The organism is Duganella zoogloeoides, from assembly GCF_034479515.1.
Lineage (GTDB): Bacteria > Pseudomonadota > Gammaproteobacteria > Burkholderiales > Burkholderiaceae_D > Rugamonas > Rugamonas zoogloeoides.
On the sequence record NZ_CP140152.1, the window covers coordinates 5,711,116 to 5,725,996 of the forward strand.

Below are 14,881 nucleotides of genomic sequence, written 5' to 3' on the forward strand. Positions count from 1 at the left end.
ATGGCGGCGTTCAAAGAGACCAAGCTTCCGGCCGATGCTCCGGCCGCACAAAAAGCCCTCGGCTGGGTGGATGACCGTTTTCCGCTGACCAAGCTGTGGAACGACCAATGGGGCAAGTACTACGCCCCGAAAAACTTCAATTTCTGGTACATCTTCGGCTCGCTGGCCATGCTGGTGCTGGTGCTGCAGATCGTCACCGGCATCTTCCTGACCATGCACTACAAGCCGGACGCCACCCTGGCGTTCGCCTCGGTCGAGTACATCATGCGCGAAGTGCCGTGGGGCTGGCTGGTGCGCTATATGCACTCGACCGGCGCCTCCGCCTTCTTCATCATCATCTACCTGCACATGACGCGCGCGCTCCTGTACGGTTCGTACCGCAAGCCGCGTGAGCTGATCTGGCTGTTCGGCTTTGCCATCTTCCTGTGCCTGATGGCCGAGGCGTTCTTCGGCTACCTGCTGCCATGGGGCCAAATGTCGTACTGGGGCGCGCAGGTGATCGTCAACCTGTTTGGCGCCATTCCCGTGATCGGTCCCGACCTGTCGCTGTGGATCCGGGGCGACTACGTGGTGTCCGACGCCACCCTGAACCGCTTCTTCGCCTTCCACGTGATCGCCATTCCACTGGTATTGCTGGGCCTGGTAGCAGCCCACCTGATCGCCCTGCACGAAGTGGGTTCGAGCAACCCGGACGGCATCGAAGTGAAGGAAAACCTGGGCCCGGACGGCCACCCGCTCGATTCCATCCCGTCGCACCCTTACTACACCGTGCACGACCTGTTCGGCGTGTCGGTGTTCCTGCTGATCTTCAGCTGCGTGGTGTTCTTCGCGCCGGAAATGGGCGGCTACTTCCTCGAGTACAACAACTTCCTGCCCGGCGACTCGCTGAAAACTCCGCTGCACATCGCCCCGACCTGGTACTTCACGCCGTTCTACTCGGTGCTGCGCGCCACCACGGCCGACTTCATGTGGGTGCTGATGTGCTTTGTGGCCGCCTACACCGTGTTCATCTGGCTCAAGTCGCGCCTGGCGCGCACTACCAAGATCATCATCGCCGTAGTCGCCCTGCTGGCCATTATCGGCATGTTGCCGCAGGTGCTCGACGCCAAGTTCTGGGGCGTGGTGTTCTTCGGCGGCTCGGTGGTGATCCTGGCCTTCATGCCGTGGCTCGACCATTCGCCGGTGAAGTCGATCCGCTACCGTCCGAGCTGGCACAAGTATGTGTACGCGGTGTTCTTCATCTCGTTCATCATCCTGGGCATCCTCGGCACGCTGGCGCCGACCGACCTGTTCACCATCATTTCGCAAGTGTGCACCCTGTTGTACTTCAGCTTTTTCCTGTTCATGCCGTGGTGGAGCACGATGGGCACGTTCAAGAAAGTGCCCGACCGCGTGGTTTTCCATCCGCACTGAGCCGCTGAATTTCCGTACATAAAGGACTAGACATGAATTTTGCGAAGAAACTGCTGGCCGCGCTGGCCCTGGTGCCGGCGCTGGTACTGGCAAATGAAGCCGGTTTCCCTTACGATAAGGCCCCTGACCGTTCGAATAACATGGCCGCACTGCAACATGGTGCAAAATTATTCGTCAATTACTGCCTGAACTGTCACAATGCGTCCTCGATGCGGTACAACCGCCTCAAGGACCTGGGACTGACCGACGCACAAATCCGCGATAACCTGTTGTTTACTGCGGATAAAGTGGGCGCGATGATGACCACGAGCATGAATCCGAAGGATGCCAAGACCTGGTTTGGCGCGGTACCGCCGGATTTGTCGGTGATCGCGCGGGCCAAGGCGTCGGGTTCGGGCAGCGGATCGGATTATCTGTACACGTACCTGCGCACGTTCTACAAGGACGATAACCGCCCGAACGGCTGGAACAACCGGGTGCTGGAAAACGCCGCGATGCCGCATGTATTATGGGAATTGCAAGGCGTACAGAAGATCAAGACGAAGGATGTGCCTGATCCGCACGAGCATGGCAAGACGATCCACCAGTTCGACGGGTTCGAACAAGTCGCGCCGGGCACCATGAGTAAGTTAGAATTCGATAACGCGGTGGCCGACCTGGTGGGCTACATGCAATGGATGGCGGAACCTGCGGCGCAGACCCGCAAGAAACTGGGCGTGGTGGTGGTCTTGTTCCTGTCCCTGTTTGTCTTGCTGGCGTGGCGTTTGAACGCGTCGTACTGGAAAGAAGTGAAATAATCGAGAGCGCCGAAACAGATTTTCGGCGCTTGTTTTTGCGATGCCCGCCTGAGCGGGCAATCGGTTCTGGGGTGATCCGTTCGACGGCTCGCCCCCTTTGTTTCTAAGGAACTATAACAAATGATGGTTCTCTACTCGGGCACGACGTGCCCATTTTCGCAACGTTGCCGCCTGGTGCTGTTTGAAAAAGGCATGGACTTCGAAGTACGCGACGTTGACCTGTTCAACAAGCCGGAAGACATTTCGACCATGAACCCGTACGGCCAGGTGCCGATCCTGGTCGAACGCGAACTGATCCTGTACGAATCGAACATCATCAACGAATACATCGACGAGCGCTTCCCGCACCCGCAGCTGATGCCGGCCGATCCGCTGATGCGCGCGCGTGCCCGCCTGATGCTGTTCAACTTCGAGAAAGAGCTGTTCGTCCACGTGCACGTGCTCGAGAGCGAACGCGCCAAGGGCAACGACAAGAGCCACGACAAGGCCCGCGCCGAAATCCGCGACCGCCTGACCACGCTCGCGCCGCTGTTCCTGAAGAACAAGTACATGCTCGGCGACGAATTCTCGATGCTGGACGTGGCCGTGGCTCCGCTGCTGTGGCGCCTGGATCACTACGGCATCGAACTGTCGAAGACCGCCGCGCCGCTGATGAAATACGCCGAGCGTATCTTCTCGCGCCCGGCCTACATCGAAGCGCTGACCCCGTCCGAAAAAGTGATGCGTCGTTAATGCCTGGGGCGCTGCGCGCCCTGGTATGAATGGTTGCAATAGTTGATCGATCGGCGCGCCCCGTGTTCTGCCAGCGGGGCGCGCCAAGTTTCACCGTAGTCTGGAAGACCATGTCCGAAATCTCAACCAAGCCTTACATGCTGCGCGCCATCTACGAATGGTGCACCGATAGCGGCTATACGCCCTACCTGGCCGTCAAGGTCGACGCTTCGACCACGGTCCCGATGGAATACGTGAAAAAAGGCGAAATCGTCCTCAACATCAGCTTCGGCGCCACGTCCGGCCTGAAAATGGACAACGACGCCATCCGCTTCCACGCCCGCTTCGGTGGCGTCTCGCGCGAAATCTACGTGCCGGTCAACAACGTGATGGCGATCTACGCCAACGAAAACGGCCAGGGCATGGCGTTCGAGCCGCAACTCGGCGGCAGCGATGCGTCCGCCGGACAATCGTCGCCCGTGGTGGAAGAACCAAGCGCCCCGGCACTCGCCTCCGTCCCGTCGATCGCCCCTGCACCAGCCCCGGCGTCGACCGCCAAGCCGGACGACGGCGCATCGCCCGACGACGACAACGACCCACCACGCAAGGGCGGTCGCCCGACCCTGACGCGGATTAAATAGCGTATAATCTTCCCCGTACAAGTTTCGCCGACTTAGCTCATTTGGTAGAGCAGTTGATTTGTAATCATCAGGTGGCCAGTTCGAAACCGGCAGTCGGCACCAATAAATTCAAGCACTTAGCCCAATCCTCAGGATTGGGCTTTTTGCTTTCTGGATGCCATGTAACCGCTGTGTAACCCGGCTTGGTCAATCAAGCCGGACCAACCAGCGGCCTGTCGCACCATGCACAGGTGCGACACCATTCTCTCAAGCACCAAGAACGCGCCGGATACCCTCTACCGGCCAGGCCAGGCGGCCGTTCACACGAACCGGCCGCAGAGGCCCATTTTCGGCGGACGCCCATACCCGCAATGTCTGCGGTTTTCTCCCCAAGTGGTAAGCAGCACATGCGGTATCGACATGTGTCCGCCGCTCCAAGTCAAGCGGCATGAAGCCCTGCCAAGTTTGAGAACCTGCCACTTGGTGTTGTACTGCTCGCGGTTGTTGCTGATCCATCCATCGCCTCGAAATTTGAGCGCCGAACAACAGGCCAACCTCAATGGTCAGCGCCACATTATCCGGCACATGTCCGACAACGCCAGGGCACTGCCCCAGCCCAAGAATACTTTTCCGTATCGACGTAGTCCCTGACGCGCAGCCAATACGCAAGCGCCTTTCGGCGCTTGCCCCCCCACCCGGCTTCAAGAGCCGAGCACAACTCTCATGCAGTTTCCCGCGTTGCTCTACCGGTAAAAACGACAAGTCACTGGTAGCGCAACACTGGTTTTTCATATTCAAAGATGGGGACGGCAGAGATCGTCCCAGCCATTTGGCCTGGCTCATGTGTCAGGGAGCTACAAGACTGGCCTGAACCGATGAGGAACCTTGTCATGAGGAGAGGAGGCTTTGTTGATTAACTGCAGCAAGCCAGCTCTACGCAAAATTGAAGCCGTTCCGTGATCGTTTTCTTTTCGCGTAACTGCTGCAGCATCTGACGTACTCGTCGTGATGTAACCCCCAAAATCTGCGCAAGATCAGAGGTAGACTTGCCGCTTATAAAGCGTGCGACCGATAGCAACTTGGCTACGGTAGTCTCATCCGACAGGAACGTTCCTTCTTCGCTATCGTCGTCGGTTGATACAGTGATATTCTCAATCAACGCGCGTGTACGTTCGCCAATGATGTCGTCACTGTCGAGCGAGATTGCGAACGTGTGAGCGCCAAATTGCCGTCGCATTCGCTTTTCCCAATGCCCGAAAATAAACTGGCATAGCGTACCCCTTGCTGGGTCGAACTCCTCACCTTTGTCCAGGATGATAAGACTGAATTCTTGGCGGCCATCTTCCCAAGGCAATCCATATTTTGCCGACTTGGCTTTGATCTGGTCCAAGTTCTCTTGCGTAAGCGTAACGGCAAGATCGGCTATTTGGGCTGGGGTATAAGACATGCTTTCCTTCTCTAGTAATACAGACATAACTAAGATTTGACGGAAGCTCTGTACGACTAGAAGAGGACGCACCCTTCAACCCGGTCGTACTCGGGTAAACCTTTGTACATGCACAGGCGAAACAAGCCGTGGAGCAGTACACGGCATGCTTCAGACAGAGGCAAGAAGTTAGGGAAGGTATAGCGGCGTAGCGTCAAACGAAAAAACTGTCGACGCAGAGGAAGGAGGATACGCACGGCAAAAAAGAACGCGTGTACCCCAAACAAAGATTTGAATAGGCTTGTGAAGCCGTGTGGAGACAGAGCCAACAAATGGAAGGACAACTCATAGAGAGTCGGAGCCATACCAAGTGCCAGAAGAGTTTTGGGATTGCAGCCTAAACTGCTGACAAACAATGCCGCATAGCGGCCTATGCTATGAACGATACCATCAAAAATTTCTATTTGTCAAGATATATTGATTCATGAAAAATTTAGCCTTGGTAGACCTACCACTTCATTACCAAGGCCATCATGTATCTACACGGTTTCTCCCGCCACGCTTGATCTCATGTAAGCTGATAACCGACTGGAGGGACTGAATGTTGAATGTCTGGTCTTGGCCGAAGTCGGCCGTCCAGTTCAGGATATCAGGTACCCACAGGAAAAGTTGGGGTTGCTCGACAGGCCGCATCCGACCCAAAGCAGCCGTTCGACGATCAGAAAAACCGTCTTTGCTTTGCATGACCGTGGAAGACTTTTGAGCTAGGGGTTGGAAGTGCAGCAAACCGGAAAAGCTGATTAAGGCATTAAACCCGACGTTCAATGTCGATATAAGTTCTCCCAACGGATGCGAAATTCGCGCGCAAGCGTTCATTTCTGCTCGCCTGCGTTAGCGTATCGAAGATTCCGGAGCCGCAATGGCGCCCCGGTACATCCCGTGCTTGCCCAGCCCGATAAGCTGCGCGTGATAAATACCGGTGCGGCCCGAAAACAAATAAGCCGTCACGCACGCGATGGCCGCGAAGGGTCCGATTGCCGGCCCGAACAACTCAATGGCCATCAGCGTAGTCGCGATCGGGGTATTCGCCGCGCCGGCAAAAACGGCCACAAAACCCAGGCCGGCGAGCATGGCAAACGGCAGATGCAGGATCGGCGCAAGGGCGTTCCCGAGCGTCGCGCCGATGTAGAACAGCGGCGTGACCTCGCCCCCCTTGAAGCCGGTACCCAGCGACAGGACAGTGAAAAACATCTTGCCGAAAAAGTCCCACGGAGACACTGGCTGCTGGAACGCGCGCACGATCTCCGGGATGCCCAATCCGGTGTAGCGCCATGCATCGACCCCCCATACCGCAAGCGCGATAAGGATTCCGCCTATCGCAGGGCGCAACGGCGCATAGGAAATCCACCGCTTCGCCGCGGCGCCCACTCGGTGCGCACTCACGGCAAATGCCATCCCGGCCAAGCCGAAGACGATGCCAGCGACGATTACGGCGGCAACGCTCCAGAAACCGACGGGGACGATCGTCCCGATTGCATAGTGTGTATGGTGAACGCCCCATGCCAGGCAGACCTGGTCCGCGCCGAGGCTGGCGACAATGCAGGGCAATAGTGCGTCATGGCGGATGCGGCCGATGGCGAGCACTTCCAGGCCGAAGATGGTGCCTGCTAGTGGCGTCCCGAACACTGCGGCAAAGCCGGCGCTCATGCCCGCCATCAGCAGGACCCGGCGGCCCTCCGGCGTGACGCGAAGCAGTTGCGTAAGCTGATCGGCGAGCGCCGCGCCCATTTGAACGGCAGTTCCCTCGCGCCCTACGGACGCGCCGAACAAATGCGAGACGACGGTGCCGCCCAACACCAGCGGCACCATACGCAACGGGATGACCTTTTGGGGATCATGGATCTCGTCGATGATGAGATTATTGCCGCGCTCGACCGATCGACCGGCTAGGTGATATACCATTCCCACGCCGAACCCGGCAACGGGTAGCAGCCAGATGATCCAGCGATGCGCCTCGCGCCACGCGGTGGCATGATCGAGGGTCATTAAAAATATTGCAGCAGCGCTGCCTGCAAGTGCGGCGACCACGCTTGCCATGCACAGCCATTTGCCGATGGAAGGCAACAGTGCGATTTGCTCGATATGAAAAATATTGGAAGAGTTTGTCATTGGGTCGATCTTTGCTCGAACGATACGGGCTGACCAATGACCGAGGTGTGAACGCGAACGCCTACAGCCCCGACCAAGGTCAGGTGTCTGTAGACGTCATCAGCAGCGCTGTTTCCACTGCGGTTCAAGGAGGAACGTCATCTCCTGGTGCGATCATATCGCAAAGCCAGCGCTCTCGACAAGGCGTCTGCTATCCGACCGCTGCGCTATGGATGGCTACGCGCCGGCTCGGTGCGGCAGAATGTCGGAAACGCCTGCAGCATGGGGGACAGCAATTTGCGCCAGTGGTAGACAATGAAAAAATGCCTGGTCAAACGCGGCAGTGCCGTCGGTAGCGCAACCAGGCGGCCATCCGCAATAGCCAGCGGCAACGATGGGCACCGGCATCTTGTCGCTCGCGCTCGCCCAACTTCCAGGCGCGCTCCCGGGAATGGCCCGCCTGGCCGAGGGACTTTGGCTTTTTAACATTGCGCTGTTCGTGTTGTTTGCCGCGCTGTACAGCGCGCGCTGGGTCATGTTTTTCGACGAAGCGAAACAGGTGTTCGGCCATGCGACCGTCTCCATGTTCTTCGGTACCATTCCCATGGGCTTAGCTACAATTATCAATGGATTTCTCAGCTTTGGCGTGTCGCGCTGGGGCGCCGCCGCCGTCGCGATGGCCGAAGCTTTGTGGTGGATCGACGTTGCCATGGCACTTGCTTGCGGCGTCCTCATTCCTTACCTGATGTTCACGCGCCAGCAGCACAGCATCGACCAGATGACGGCGGTCTGGCTGCTGCCGGTCGTCGCTGCCGAGGTTGCAGCGGCGAGCGCCGGTCTGCTTGTGCCGCACCTGCAGGATGGTGGCGCGCGCTTCACAGTCCTGATCACCGGCTACGTACTGTGGGCATACTCGGTGCCAATGGCGCTCAGCATTCTCGCGATTCTGTTATTACGCATGGCCATGCACAAACTCCCGCACGAAAGCATGGCGGCATCAAGCTGGCTTGCGCTGGGACCAGTGGGCCCGGCGCGCTCGGCATGCTGGTGCTCGGCGCCGCCGCGCCGGCGACGCTGGCGCCGTTTGGCCTGGCCGAGGTTGGCCACGTGGTCAACGGGATGGGCGTGGTGAGCGGCCTGCTGCTATGGGGACTCGGCCTGTGGTGGATGATGCTGGCAACCCTGATTACGCTGCGCTAATTCAGGGCAGCCGTTCCATTCAACCTGGGCTGGTGGGGCTATACCTTTCCGCTCGGCGTATTCGCGGTCACCACGCTCCGTCTGGCGAAGGTGCTCGATTCGCTGTTCTTCGAGGTCTTCGGCAGCGCGCTGGTAGTGGTACTGGCAGGCCTGTGGCTGGTTGTCGCATGGCGCACCACGCTCGGCGCTTACCGTGGCAACCTGTTCGTCTCTCCCTGCATTGCGTCGATGAACCGGCCCTGAAGGCCAACGTTCAGTGCGCCAGTTGCGCCGCGCGCGCCAGTGTCGCGACGATTTGCGGGGCCACAGTTGGCGCCGTACAAACAGATAGCGGACTCGGATGAGGCATTTCCAGTACGATCAAGCCCGGCCGCCTGGCCTCGATGGCAGCGTGGGCCTGGCTGGCCGTGCGTCCGGCCAGCACGACTACCCGCAGGCATGGCAGGAGGTCCAGCACATCGCCTAGCATGGCGACGCCTGCACGTACCGCCGCCACACCGAGGCGCGCCGGCGGAGCTTGCTCGTCGGCCAGCCAGGGCACGGTATTCCACAGCACGGTGCGCGCACGCGCGACGGCGGCTTGCGCCAGGAAACGTTGAAGATTGCGCTGCGCAGGACCCGGATTGTCGCGCGAGACGAAGCGCGGGCGCATCGCATGGCGCGCCGGCGCTTCCAGCAAGATGAGAATGAACGCATCGGCGCCGCCGTCCAGGGGATCGAAGTACGGCAGCGCGCGGAAAGCTGCTTGCGTGTCGACCCACTTGGTGAGCGCGACCACATGGGGAAGAGACAGCATTTCGACGCGGCGTGCCAGTTCGGCTACATCGTCCAGCAAGGGAGCCAGCGGCACGCCAGACGTCACTCGCTGCTCGCCAGCACCGCCTGATCCGTTCCGGCTGGCGTGTCGCCCTCCATCACCAGGATCCGGCTGGCGCCAGCAGGCTGCTGCGCCAGGCCCGGCCGCACGTCGCGCATGGGCCCAATGGCAGTACCGTTCGCCATGCCTTTGCCGTCAGTCTTGAAGCGACCCACCGGCGCGCGCTGACCACCGGCGTAGACGTTGTAGACAGTCTCCGGTTTCAGTTTATACAAGAACACTTCCAGTGCATCGGTCACGCCCAGGCTGCGCACGACCACGAATCCCTTGGCGTCGCCGCGGGACTTGAGAGCGATATTGCTCGATTCGCCGTTCACACGCGGCACCAGATTGCTGGTACCGGCACCGGTGGGCACGGCATGGGACACGTAGACAAGCGCTTGCGGCGCCTGGCCGGCCGCCACATGCGCGACGACCTTGTTGCTTGCGGTGTCGATCACGTCGACACCATCGCCGTTTTCGAGACCAACGTACACTTTGCTGCCGTCGTCCGACGCCCATGCGCCATGCGGCAAGGCGCCGGTCGGTATTGTCGCCATGAGTTGTGGCTGATCACCGGTGGAATAGACCTTGACGACATTTTCTCCGCCCACTGTCACGTACGCTCTTACGCTGCCAGCGTTCTTCGCGAACGCCAGGTGGTTGGTAATAAAACCGGTGTCGATGACGCCTTTGACTGTCAGCGTCGCCACGTCGATGCGGGTGACCTTGCCAACGTCCTTGTGCGTCATCCAGACTTCCTTGAAATCAGGCGTGAACTGCAAGAACGGCGAGAACGGGCTGGTGACAGAAATATGCTTGATCACTTTGGATGTTTTCATGTCGATGACATCGACGACAGGATTAAAGCTCGATACCACGAACGCCAGTTTGCCATTGGGATGGAACATCACCATGCCCGGACCACCTGTTGTCTGGATGCGGCGTTTTTCCTTGAAGGTGACAGGATCGATGACCGAGACGTAATCTTCGCCGCGTACTACGACCCAGACTTCGCGACCGTCCGCCGTGAAAAATCCTTCGTGGGGCGACCGCCCGATATAGGTCACACCCCTGACCTTGTTGGTGGCCGTGTCGATGAAGGTCACCGAATTGGAGCCATTCGATATCGCAATCAAGGTTTTATGGTCCGGCGAAAAACCCAGTCCATGAACATTCACTTGCCCCTTGTACAAAGGAGACAGGATGTCGGGCCGCTGGTTACCCAGACGGATCTGTCCCAGCAACTGATCGGTGGATGGATCGATCACCGAAACGGTGTTGCTGTTCTGGTCAGCTGTATAGACGCGGTCCTGTGTGCCTGGCGCAGCCTGCGCAGTACCCATGGCAGCGACCGCAAGCGTCATGGCGAAGGTGAGCTTATTCAATTCAGTGAGTTGCATGAGAGTCTTTCCTGGTGTTTGCGTTGGTGGTATCGGCACTTGCGCCATGGGCTGCCTGGTAGCGTTGCAACCAGGCGCGCATGACATTGATTTCGTTCTGTTGTTCGACGATGATGCCTTGTGCCAGATTGCGCAGTTCGCGGTCGTTGCTGTGCACCAGGATGGCCTTGGCCATATCGATCGCGCCTTGATGGTGAGGAATCATCATGCTCATGAAGTCATACGCGGGGTCCCCGGTTGTCGGCGCGCGTCGCATGCCGTCATCCATGATCGCCATGGCATCGTCCGCCAGAGCCGCATAAGGCCTGTCGCTACTGGCGATAAACGCGGCAGGCGGCGCAGTCGCGCCATGGTGGCCAGCATGCTGCGCCAGGACTGTGGCGGTGCAGCACCAGAGCATGGCGCCCAAAAAAAATGAAAATTTCAAACCGGTCCCTCCAGTTGTTCATAAACAGCGCTGGCAACCCGTGCCAGTTCGCCCTTATCGACGCCAGCGGACAGCGCATAGCCGAACTTCCCGTCAATCCAGTAAAACACGTTGACGTCGCCCTCTTTGGCAAACCGAAAGCCGGTGTCCTTGTTGCGCGCCTGCTCCGTCGACACGTACAGCGTCAGGCGCTGGCCAGCGCCGTCGTGGTACATGAATTGCGCCACCGGCCCGCTGGCCCCGGGCAGCAGGCGCCCGCCGATCAGTTCATAGCCCAGCTTGCCCAAATGCGGCGGACGGATCTTGCTGCCCATGCGCTTCGACAGCCAGGTCACCAACTGGTCTTCCTGGTCGGCGCGAATTTCCACTGGCCGGCGCACGTCCGGGCTGTACACGGCATGGGCTATCGCGGCCTGGTGTGCCAGGCCGGACCACGCTGCCTGCTGATACGCGGGCGCTTGCTGCTCCATACGCGCCAGGGACTGGCCATTTGCCGCGCCGCGCAAGCCCCAGCCGGCGCCACCGCTCACCAACGCGATTGCCAGGCCCGCCGCCAGCGCCTGCCATTGCCAGTGCCGGTTGCGCTGCGGCGTGGTGGCCGCTGCCATGGGCGCCGGGACCGGTTCGCCCAGCACCGGATCGAACAGGCGATGCATGGCGTCGTTCTGGGCCGCGTAGGCGCGCACGCGCGCAGCTTCCTCGGGGCGCTCTGCCAGGTAGGCGGCGACCTCGGCAGCGCGTGCGGCTGGCAGCCGGCCATCGACGTACGCGTGCACGTCGGCTTCAGTCACGGGTAGGTTCATTTCACGACTTTCAACGGGTTCACGCGGGCGCCGCCGTCCATCAGGCTGCGCAGCTTTTCGCGGGCGCGCGCGAGCCGGGACATGACGGTTCCGACCGGGATGCCGAGTGTCGACGCCACTTCTTCATAACGCATGTCTTCCAGCCCGACCATCAGCAGGATCGCGCGCTGTTCTTCGCTCAGCAGGCGCAGCGCGGCATCCATCTCGCGCACCTGGATGCCGACCGTGCTGCGCTCCGCCATGGCCGGCATCGGCGTGTCATCGTCGAGCGGCTCGGTGACCAGTGCGCCGCGCCGTATCTGATCGATGCGCATATTGTGCATGATCGCAAACAACCAGGCGCGCGCGTCCGTGCCGGGTTGCAGCGCGGCGCGCTGGGCCCACCCGCGTTCGAGCGTGTCCTGCACCAGGTCATCGGCCGCGGCGCGCTCGCCCACGAGCGCGCGCGCGTAGCGCCGCAGCCGCGGGACACACGCCAATAACTCGGCGCCGGGATGAAGAGGCAGGACGCTCATGGAAACAGTGACTACATCGCGCTGGCGGCCAGCTTCGGATCGATCTGCCAGGTTTCATTGACCAGTTTGCCGTCGCGGTAGGTCAACACGTAGCGCACCTTGATGGGGGCCTTGCCGTCGAATTGCACTGCCGCCGTGACGGTCGCACCCTTCGGATTGACTGACTCGGACGCACCCATGACGGTGACGCGCAGCGGCCCCATCGCGCCGAACTTGCTCCACACGGCGCCGATGGCGGCTGCACCGTCATAGCTGCCGTCGAGCGGTCCGCCAACCCAGGTCAGCCGCGCGTTGTCGGCGTAATCATGCACGATGGCGGCGTGTTCGCCGGCGCCAATGGCGGCGAAGTGCGCTTGCGCCATGTCGAGCGCGGGTCCGGCAACAGCCGTGGTGGCGATGCCGATGGTGCTGGCCAACAGGAACATCAGGTGGGTGGTTTTCATGGTTGCGGTCCAGTACAGGTTTGGTTAAAAAACAGGCTTGCTACAGGTGCAAACGTCATTGCCCGGTTTTTATTCCATGTATTTGTATTTATTTTTTTGTGTTCATCAATTCTTCAAAGGCCAGCGCGGCGCGGCTGCGATGGCGTTCCGGGTGACGCAGCAACGAGAACCCACGCGCCGGCAGGACCAGCGCCGCGCGCACCAGCAAGCCTGCCTGCACATGCGATGCCACCACCAGTTCGGAAATCGCGGTGGCAAAGGGACCGGCCATCACCGCGCTGCGCACCGCCTCGTTGGACGGCAGGCTGAGGGCAACCTGCATTGCGGCGACCGGCACGCCCATGTCAGACAGCGCTTTCTCGAACGCCGAACGCGTGCCGGAACCGGTTTCGCGCAAAATCCATTGTGCCTCCACCAGGTCGGCAGCCGCCAGCGGCACCCCGGCAGCCCACGGATGGTCGGGCGCCACCACCACCACCAGCTGATCTTCTCCCACCGCTTCGATGGCCAGGGAGGGCTCGTCGATGGCGCCTTCGATGAAACCGAGATCGGCGCCACCCAGCAGGATGGCCTGTGCGACGTTGTCGGTATTGCCCACTTCCAGGGTGAGGTCGATGGCCGGGTAGGTTTGACTGAATTGCACGAGCAAGCGCGGCAGCCAATAACTCGCGATGGTCTGGCTGGCGTGGATTGCCAGCGTGCCGCGCCGCATCTGGCCCAGCTCCGACAACGTGTTTTCCGCTGCAAGCGCGCTGGCCAGCGTGCGTTGCGCTTCCTTCAAGAAAATCAGGCCGGCATCGGAGAGCTCAATACGTCGTCCTATCCGATGGAACAGTGCCGTGCCATAGCGCTCTTCCAGGGCTTTGATCGATGAGCTGACGGCCGACGGGGATAGAAACAGCGCGGAAGCCGCCTGAGTAAGGTGCTGGCGTTGTGCGACTTCAACAAAAATGCGTAGCTGGTCCAATGTCATCGTTCGATCCAATCTAATGATTTGTAATTAATTATACGATGGACCGAACGAAATCAGCGTTCGATAATGCATGCACTGAACATCTGAACGAGAGTCGACCATGACATCCCTGTATAAAAAATGCGCGCCATTTGTCCCCGGCCTGCTGCTGTGTGGCGCCGTCACGCTGGCCGCCTATGGACTGGAAGCTGCAGAAACCCACCTGTTCGGACGCGCGTGGCTTGAAAGCCTGGTCCTGGCGATCTTGCTCGGAACCGGACTGCGCACCGTCCACCGTCTCGATCAGCGTTTCGAGCCGGGCATCCACATGGGCGCCAAGTTGCTGCTTGAAATTGCCGTGGTGCTGCTGGGCGCATCCGTCAGCGCCGGCGCGCTGCTCGAAAACGGCATGGGACTGGTCGGTGGCATTGCCGGGGTGGTCGTGCTGGCGATTCTGTTCAGTTATTTCCTGGGCCGCAGCGCCGGTCTGCCGAAAAAGATGGCGATCCTGATCGCTTGCGGCAATTCGATTTGCGGCAACTCGGCGATTGCGGCGGTGGCCCCGGTGATCGACGCAGATGGCAAGGACGTAGCCGCCTCCATCGCCTTTACGGCGGTACTGGGTGTGGTGGTGGTGCTCGGGTTGCCATTGCTGGTCGGGCTGTTGTCATTCACGCCGGTTCAATACGGCGTGTTTGCCGGGCTGACCGTGTATGCCGTGCCACAGGTACTGGCGGCAACGAGTTCGGTGTCCGCAGCCAGCGTACACATTGGCACCCTGGTCAAGCTGGTGCGCGTGTTGATGCTGGGCCCGGTCGTGCTGGTGTTGTCTCTGATGGGAAGCGGACGGGGAGGCGCCCGTCTGAACGTCGCGCACCTGGTGCCGTGGTTTATCGTCGGCTTCCTTGCATTGCTGGGCTTGCGCTCGCTGGGCTGGATTCCGCAGGCAGCGCTGGCGCCAGCGCACGATGCCGCCAATTTCTTCACCATCATGTCGATGGCCGCGCTCGGCCTCGGCGTCGATGCCCGCGCTGTCCTGCGTGCCGGCGGCAAGGTTGCCGGGGTGGTCATTTTTTCGCTGCTCGGCCTTGGTGTCATCAGTTTCGCCCTGATCAAATTTCTGGGTGTTTAAGGACGTCGCAGTACGCCATCCATTTTCCACAAACG

Annotated in this window: 14 protein-coding genes, 1 tRNA gene, 1 pseudogene and 1 riboswitch; of the genes and pseudogenes, 7 read left to right on the top strand and 9 right to left on the bottom strand. The window is 60.1% G+C overall.

Features of this window, described 5'->3' with window-relative positions:
* The 5 genes from SR858_RS25080 to SR858_RS25100 all read left to right on the top strand — a co-directional run bounded on the left by SR858_RS25080 (window position 1) and on the right by SR858_RS25100 (window position 3,664).
* The gene (locus SR858_RS25080; protein WP_019924691.1) at window positions 1-1,413 is read left to right on the top strand and encodes a cytochrome b; all 1,413 of its coding nucleotides are present in this window, start codon (window positions 1-3) and stop codon (window positions 1,411-1,413) included.
* Between the two features lie 32 nt (window positions 1,414-1,445).
* Window positions 1,446-2,210 carry a cytochrome c1 gene (locus SR858_RS25085; RefSeq protein WP_019924690.1) on the top strand — a complete coding sequence of 255 codons (765 nt, stop codon included), beginning with the start codon at window positions 1,446-1,448 and terminating at the stop codon, window positions 2,208-2,210.
* Between the two features lie 120 nt (window positions 2,211-2,330).
* Window positions 2,331-2,942, top strand: a complete 612-nt coding sequence (locus tag SR858_RS25090; protein ID WP_017877976.1) for a glutathione S-transferase N-terminal domain-containing protein — start codon at window positions 2,331-2,333, stop codon at window positions 2,940-2,942.
* 110 nt (window positions 2,943-3,052) lie between these two features.
* Window positions 3,053-3,562 carry a ClpXP protease specificity-enhancing factor gene (locus tag SR858_RS25095; RefSeq protein WP_019924689.1) on the top strand — a complete coding sequence of 170 codons (510 nt, stop codon included), beginning with the start codon at window positions 3,053-3,055 and terminating at the stop codon, window positions 3,560-3,562.
* 26 nt (window positions 3,563-3,588) lie between these two features.
* Window positions 3,589-3,664 (top strand) — tRNA-Thr (locus SR858_RS25100).
* 790 nt (window positions 3,665-4,454) lie between these two features.
* Here SR858_RS25100 and SR858_RS25105 read toward each other — a convergent pair.
* Entirely contained in the window at window positions 4,455-4,988 is a 534-nt protein-coding gene (locus SR858_RS25105; RefSeq protein WP_019924688.1) for a sigma-70 RNA polymerase sigma factor region 4 domain-containing protein, read from the bottom strand.
* Between the two features lie 870 nt (window positions 4,989-5,858).
* Window positions 5,859-7,136, bottom strand: coding sequence for a voltage-gated chloride channel family protein (locus SR858_RS25110; RefSeq protein WP_019924685.1), 1,278 nt, complete (start codon window positions 7,134-7,136; stop codon window positions 5,859-5,861).
* A gap of 83 nt (window positions 7,137-7,219) precedes the next feature.
* Window positions 7,220-7,290, bottom strand: a riboswitch (Fluoride riboswitch).
* Window positions 7,291-7,509: 219 nt separating this feature from the next.
* Here SR858_RS25110 and SR858_RS25115 point away from each other — a divergent pair.
* Window positions 7,510-8,558 (top strand): annotated as a pseudogene (locus SR858_RS25115) (SLAC1 family transporter).
* Between the two features lie 10 nt (window positions 8,559-8,568).
* Here SR858_RS25115 and SR858_RS25120 read toward each other — a convergent pair.
* From SR858_RS25120 to SR858_RS25150, 7 genes are all read right to left on the bottom strand, one after another.
* On the bottom strand, window positions 8,569-9,177 hold the full coding sequence (locus tag SR858_RS25120) for a uracil-DNA glycosylase (protein ID WP_019924683.1): 609 nt from the start codon (window positions 9,175-9,177) through the stop codon (window positions 8,569-8,571).
* The gene (locus tag SR858_RS25125; RefSeq protein ID WP_019924682.1) at window positions 9,174-10,574 is read right to left on the bottom strand and encodes a YVTN family beta-propeller repeat protein; all 1,401 of its coding nucleotides are present in this window, start codon (window positions 10,572-10,574) and stop codon (window positions 9,174-9,176) included. The genes SR858_RS25120 and SR858_RS25125 overlap by 4 nt, the downstream gene beginning before the upstream one ends.
* Complete coding sequence (locus SR858_RS25130; RefSeq protein ID WP_019924681.1) at window positions 10,561-11,001, bottom strand: DUF305 domain-containing protein; 441 nt, start codon at window positions 10,999-11,001, stop codon at window positions 10,561-10,563. Before SR858_RS25130 ends, SR858_RS25125 begins: the two co-directional genes overlap by 14 nt.
* The gene (locus SR858_RS25135; RefSeq protein WP_019924680.1) at window positions 10,998-11,804 is read right to left on the bottom strand and encodes an anti-sigma factor family protein; all 807 of its coding nucleotides are present in this window, start codon (window positions 11,802-11,804) and stop codon (window positions 10,998-11,000) included. The genes SR858_RS25130 and SR858_RS25135 overlap by 4 nt, the downstream gene beginning before the upstream one ends.
* Window positions 11,801-12,319, bottom strand: a complete 519-nt coding sequence (locus SR858_RS25140) for an RNA polymerase sigma factor (RefSeq protein ID WP_040378197.1) — start codon at window positions 12,317-12,319, stop codon at window positions 11,801-11,803. The genes SR858_RS25135 and SR858_RS25140 overlap by 4 nt, the downstream gene beginning before the upstream one ends.
* 11 nt (window positions 12,320-12,330) lie before the next feature.
* A complete protein-coding gene (locus SR858_RS25145) occupies window positions 12,331-12,762 on the bottom strand; it encodes a nuclear transport factor 2 family protein (RefSeq protein WP_019924678.1) in 432 nt (143 codons plus the stop codon).
* A gap of 88 nt (window positions 12,763-12,850) precedes the next feature.
* Window positions 12,851-13,735 carry a LysR substrate-binding domain-containing protein gene (locus SR858_RS25150; protein ID WP_026637806.1) on the bottom strand — a complete coding sequence of 295 codons (885 nt, stop codon included), beginning with the start codon at window positions 13,733-13,735 and terminating at the stop codon, window positions 12,851-12,853.
* 100 nt (window positions 13,736-13,835) lie between these two features.
* Between SR858_RS25150 and SR858_RS25155 the strand changes: the two genes are divergently transcribed.
* Window positions 13,836-14,846, top strand: coding sequence for a YeiH family protein (locus SR858_RS25155; protein ID WP_019924676.1), 1,011 nt, complete (start codon window positions 13,836-13,838; stop codon window positions 14,844-14,846).
* The last annotated feature ends 35 nt before the right edge of the window (window positions 14,847-14,881 follow it).

Bases quoted from the DNA above. Each gene is read 5' to 3' on its own strand.
- SR858_RS25080 (WP_019924691.1), top strand. From the start codon at position 1: ATGGCGGCGTTCAAAGAGACCAAGCTTCCGGCCGATGCTCCGGCCGCA.
- SR858_RS25085 (WP_019924690.1), top strand. From the start codon at position 1,446: ATGAATTTTGCGAAGAAACTGCTGGCCGCGCTGGCCCTGGTGCCGGCG.
- SR858_RS25090 (WP_017877976.1), top strand. From the start codon at position 2,331: ATGATGGTTCTCTACTCGGGCACGACGTGCCCATTTTCGCAACGTTGC.
- SR858_RS25095 (WP_019924689.1), top strand. From the start codon at position 3,053: ATGTCCGAAATCTCAACCAAGCCTTACATGCTGCGCGCCATCTACGAA.
- SR858_RS25105 (WP_019924688.1), bottom strand. From the start codon at position 4,988: ATGTCTTATACCCCAGCCCAAATAGCCGATCTTGCCGTTACGCTTACG.
- SR858_RS25110 (WP_019924685.1), bottom strand. From the start codon at position 7,136: ATGACAAACTCTTCCAATATTTTTCATATCGAGCAAATCGCACTGTTG.
- SR858_RS25125 (WP_019924682.1), bottom strand. From the start codon at position 10,574: ATGCAACTCACTGAATTGAATAAGCTCACCTTCGCCATGACGCTTGCG.
- SR858_RS25135 (WP_019924680.1), bottom strand. From the start codon at position 11,804: ATGAACCTACCCGTGACTGAAGCCGACGTGCACGCGTACGTCGATGGC.
- SR858_RS25140 (WP_040378197.1), bottom strand. From the start codon at position 12,319: ATGAGCGTCCTGCCTCTTCATCCCGGCGCCGAGTTATTGGCGTGTGTC.
- SR858_RS25145 (WP_019924678.1), bottom strand. From the start codon at position 12,762: ATGAAAACCACCCACCTGATGTTCCTGTTGGCCAGCACCATCGGCATC.
- SR858_RS25150 (WP_026637806.1), bottom strand. From the start codon at position 13,735: ATGACATTGGACCAGCTACGCATTTTTGTTGAAGTCGCACAACGCCAG.
- SR858_RS25155 (WP_019924676.1), top strand. From the start codon at position 13,836: ATGACATCCCTGTATAAAAAATGCGCGCCATTTGTCCCCGGCCTGCTG.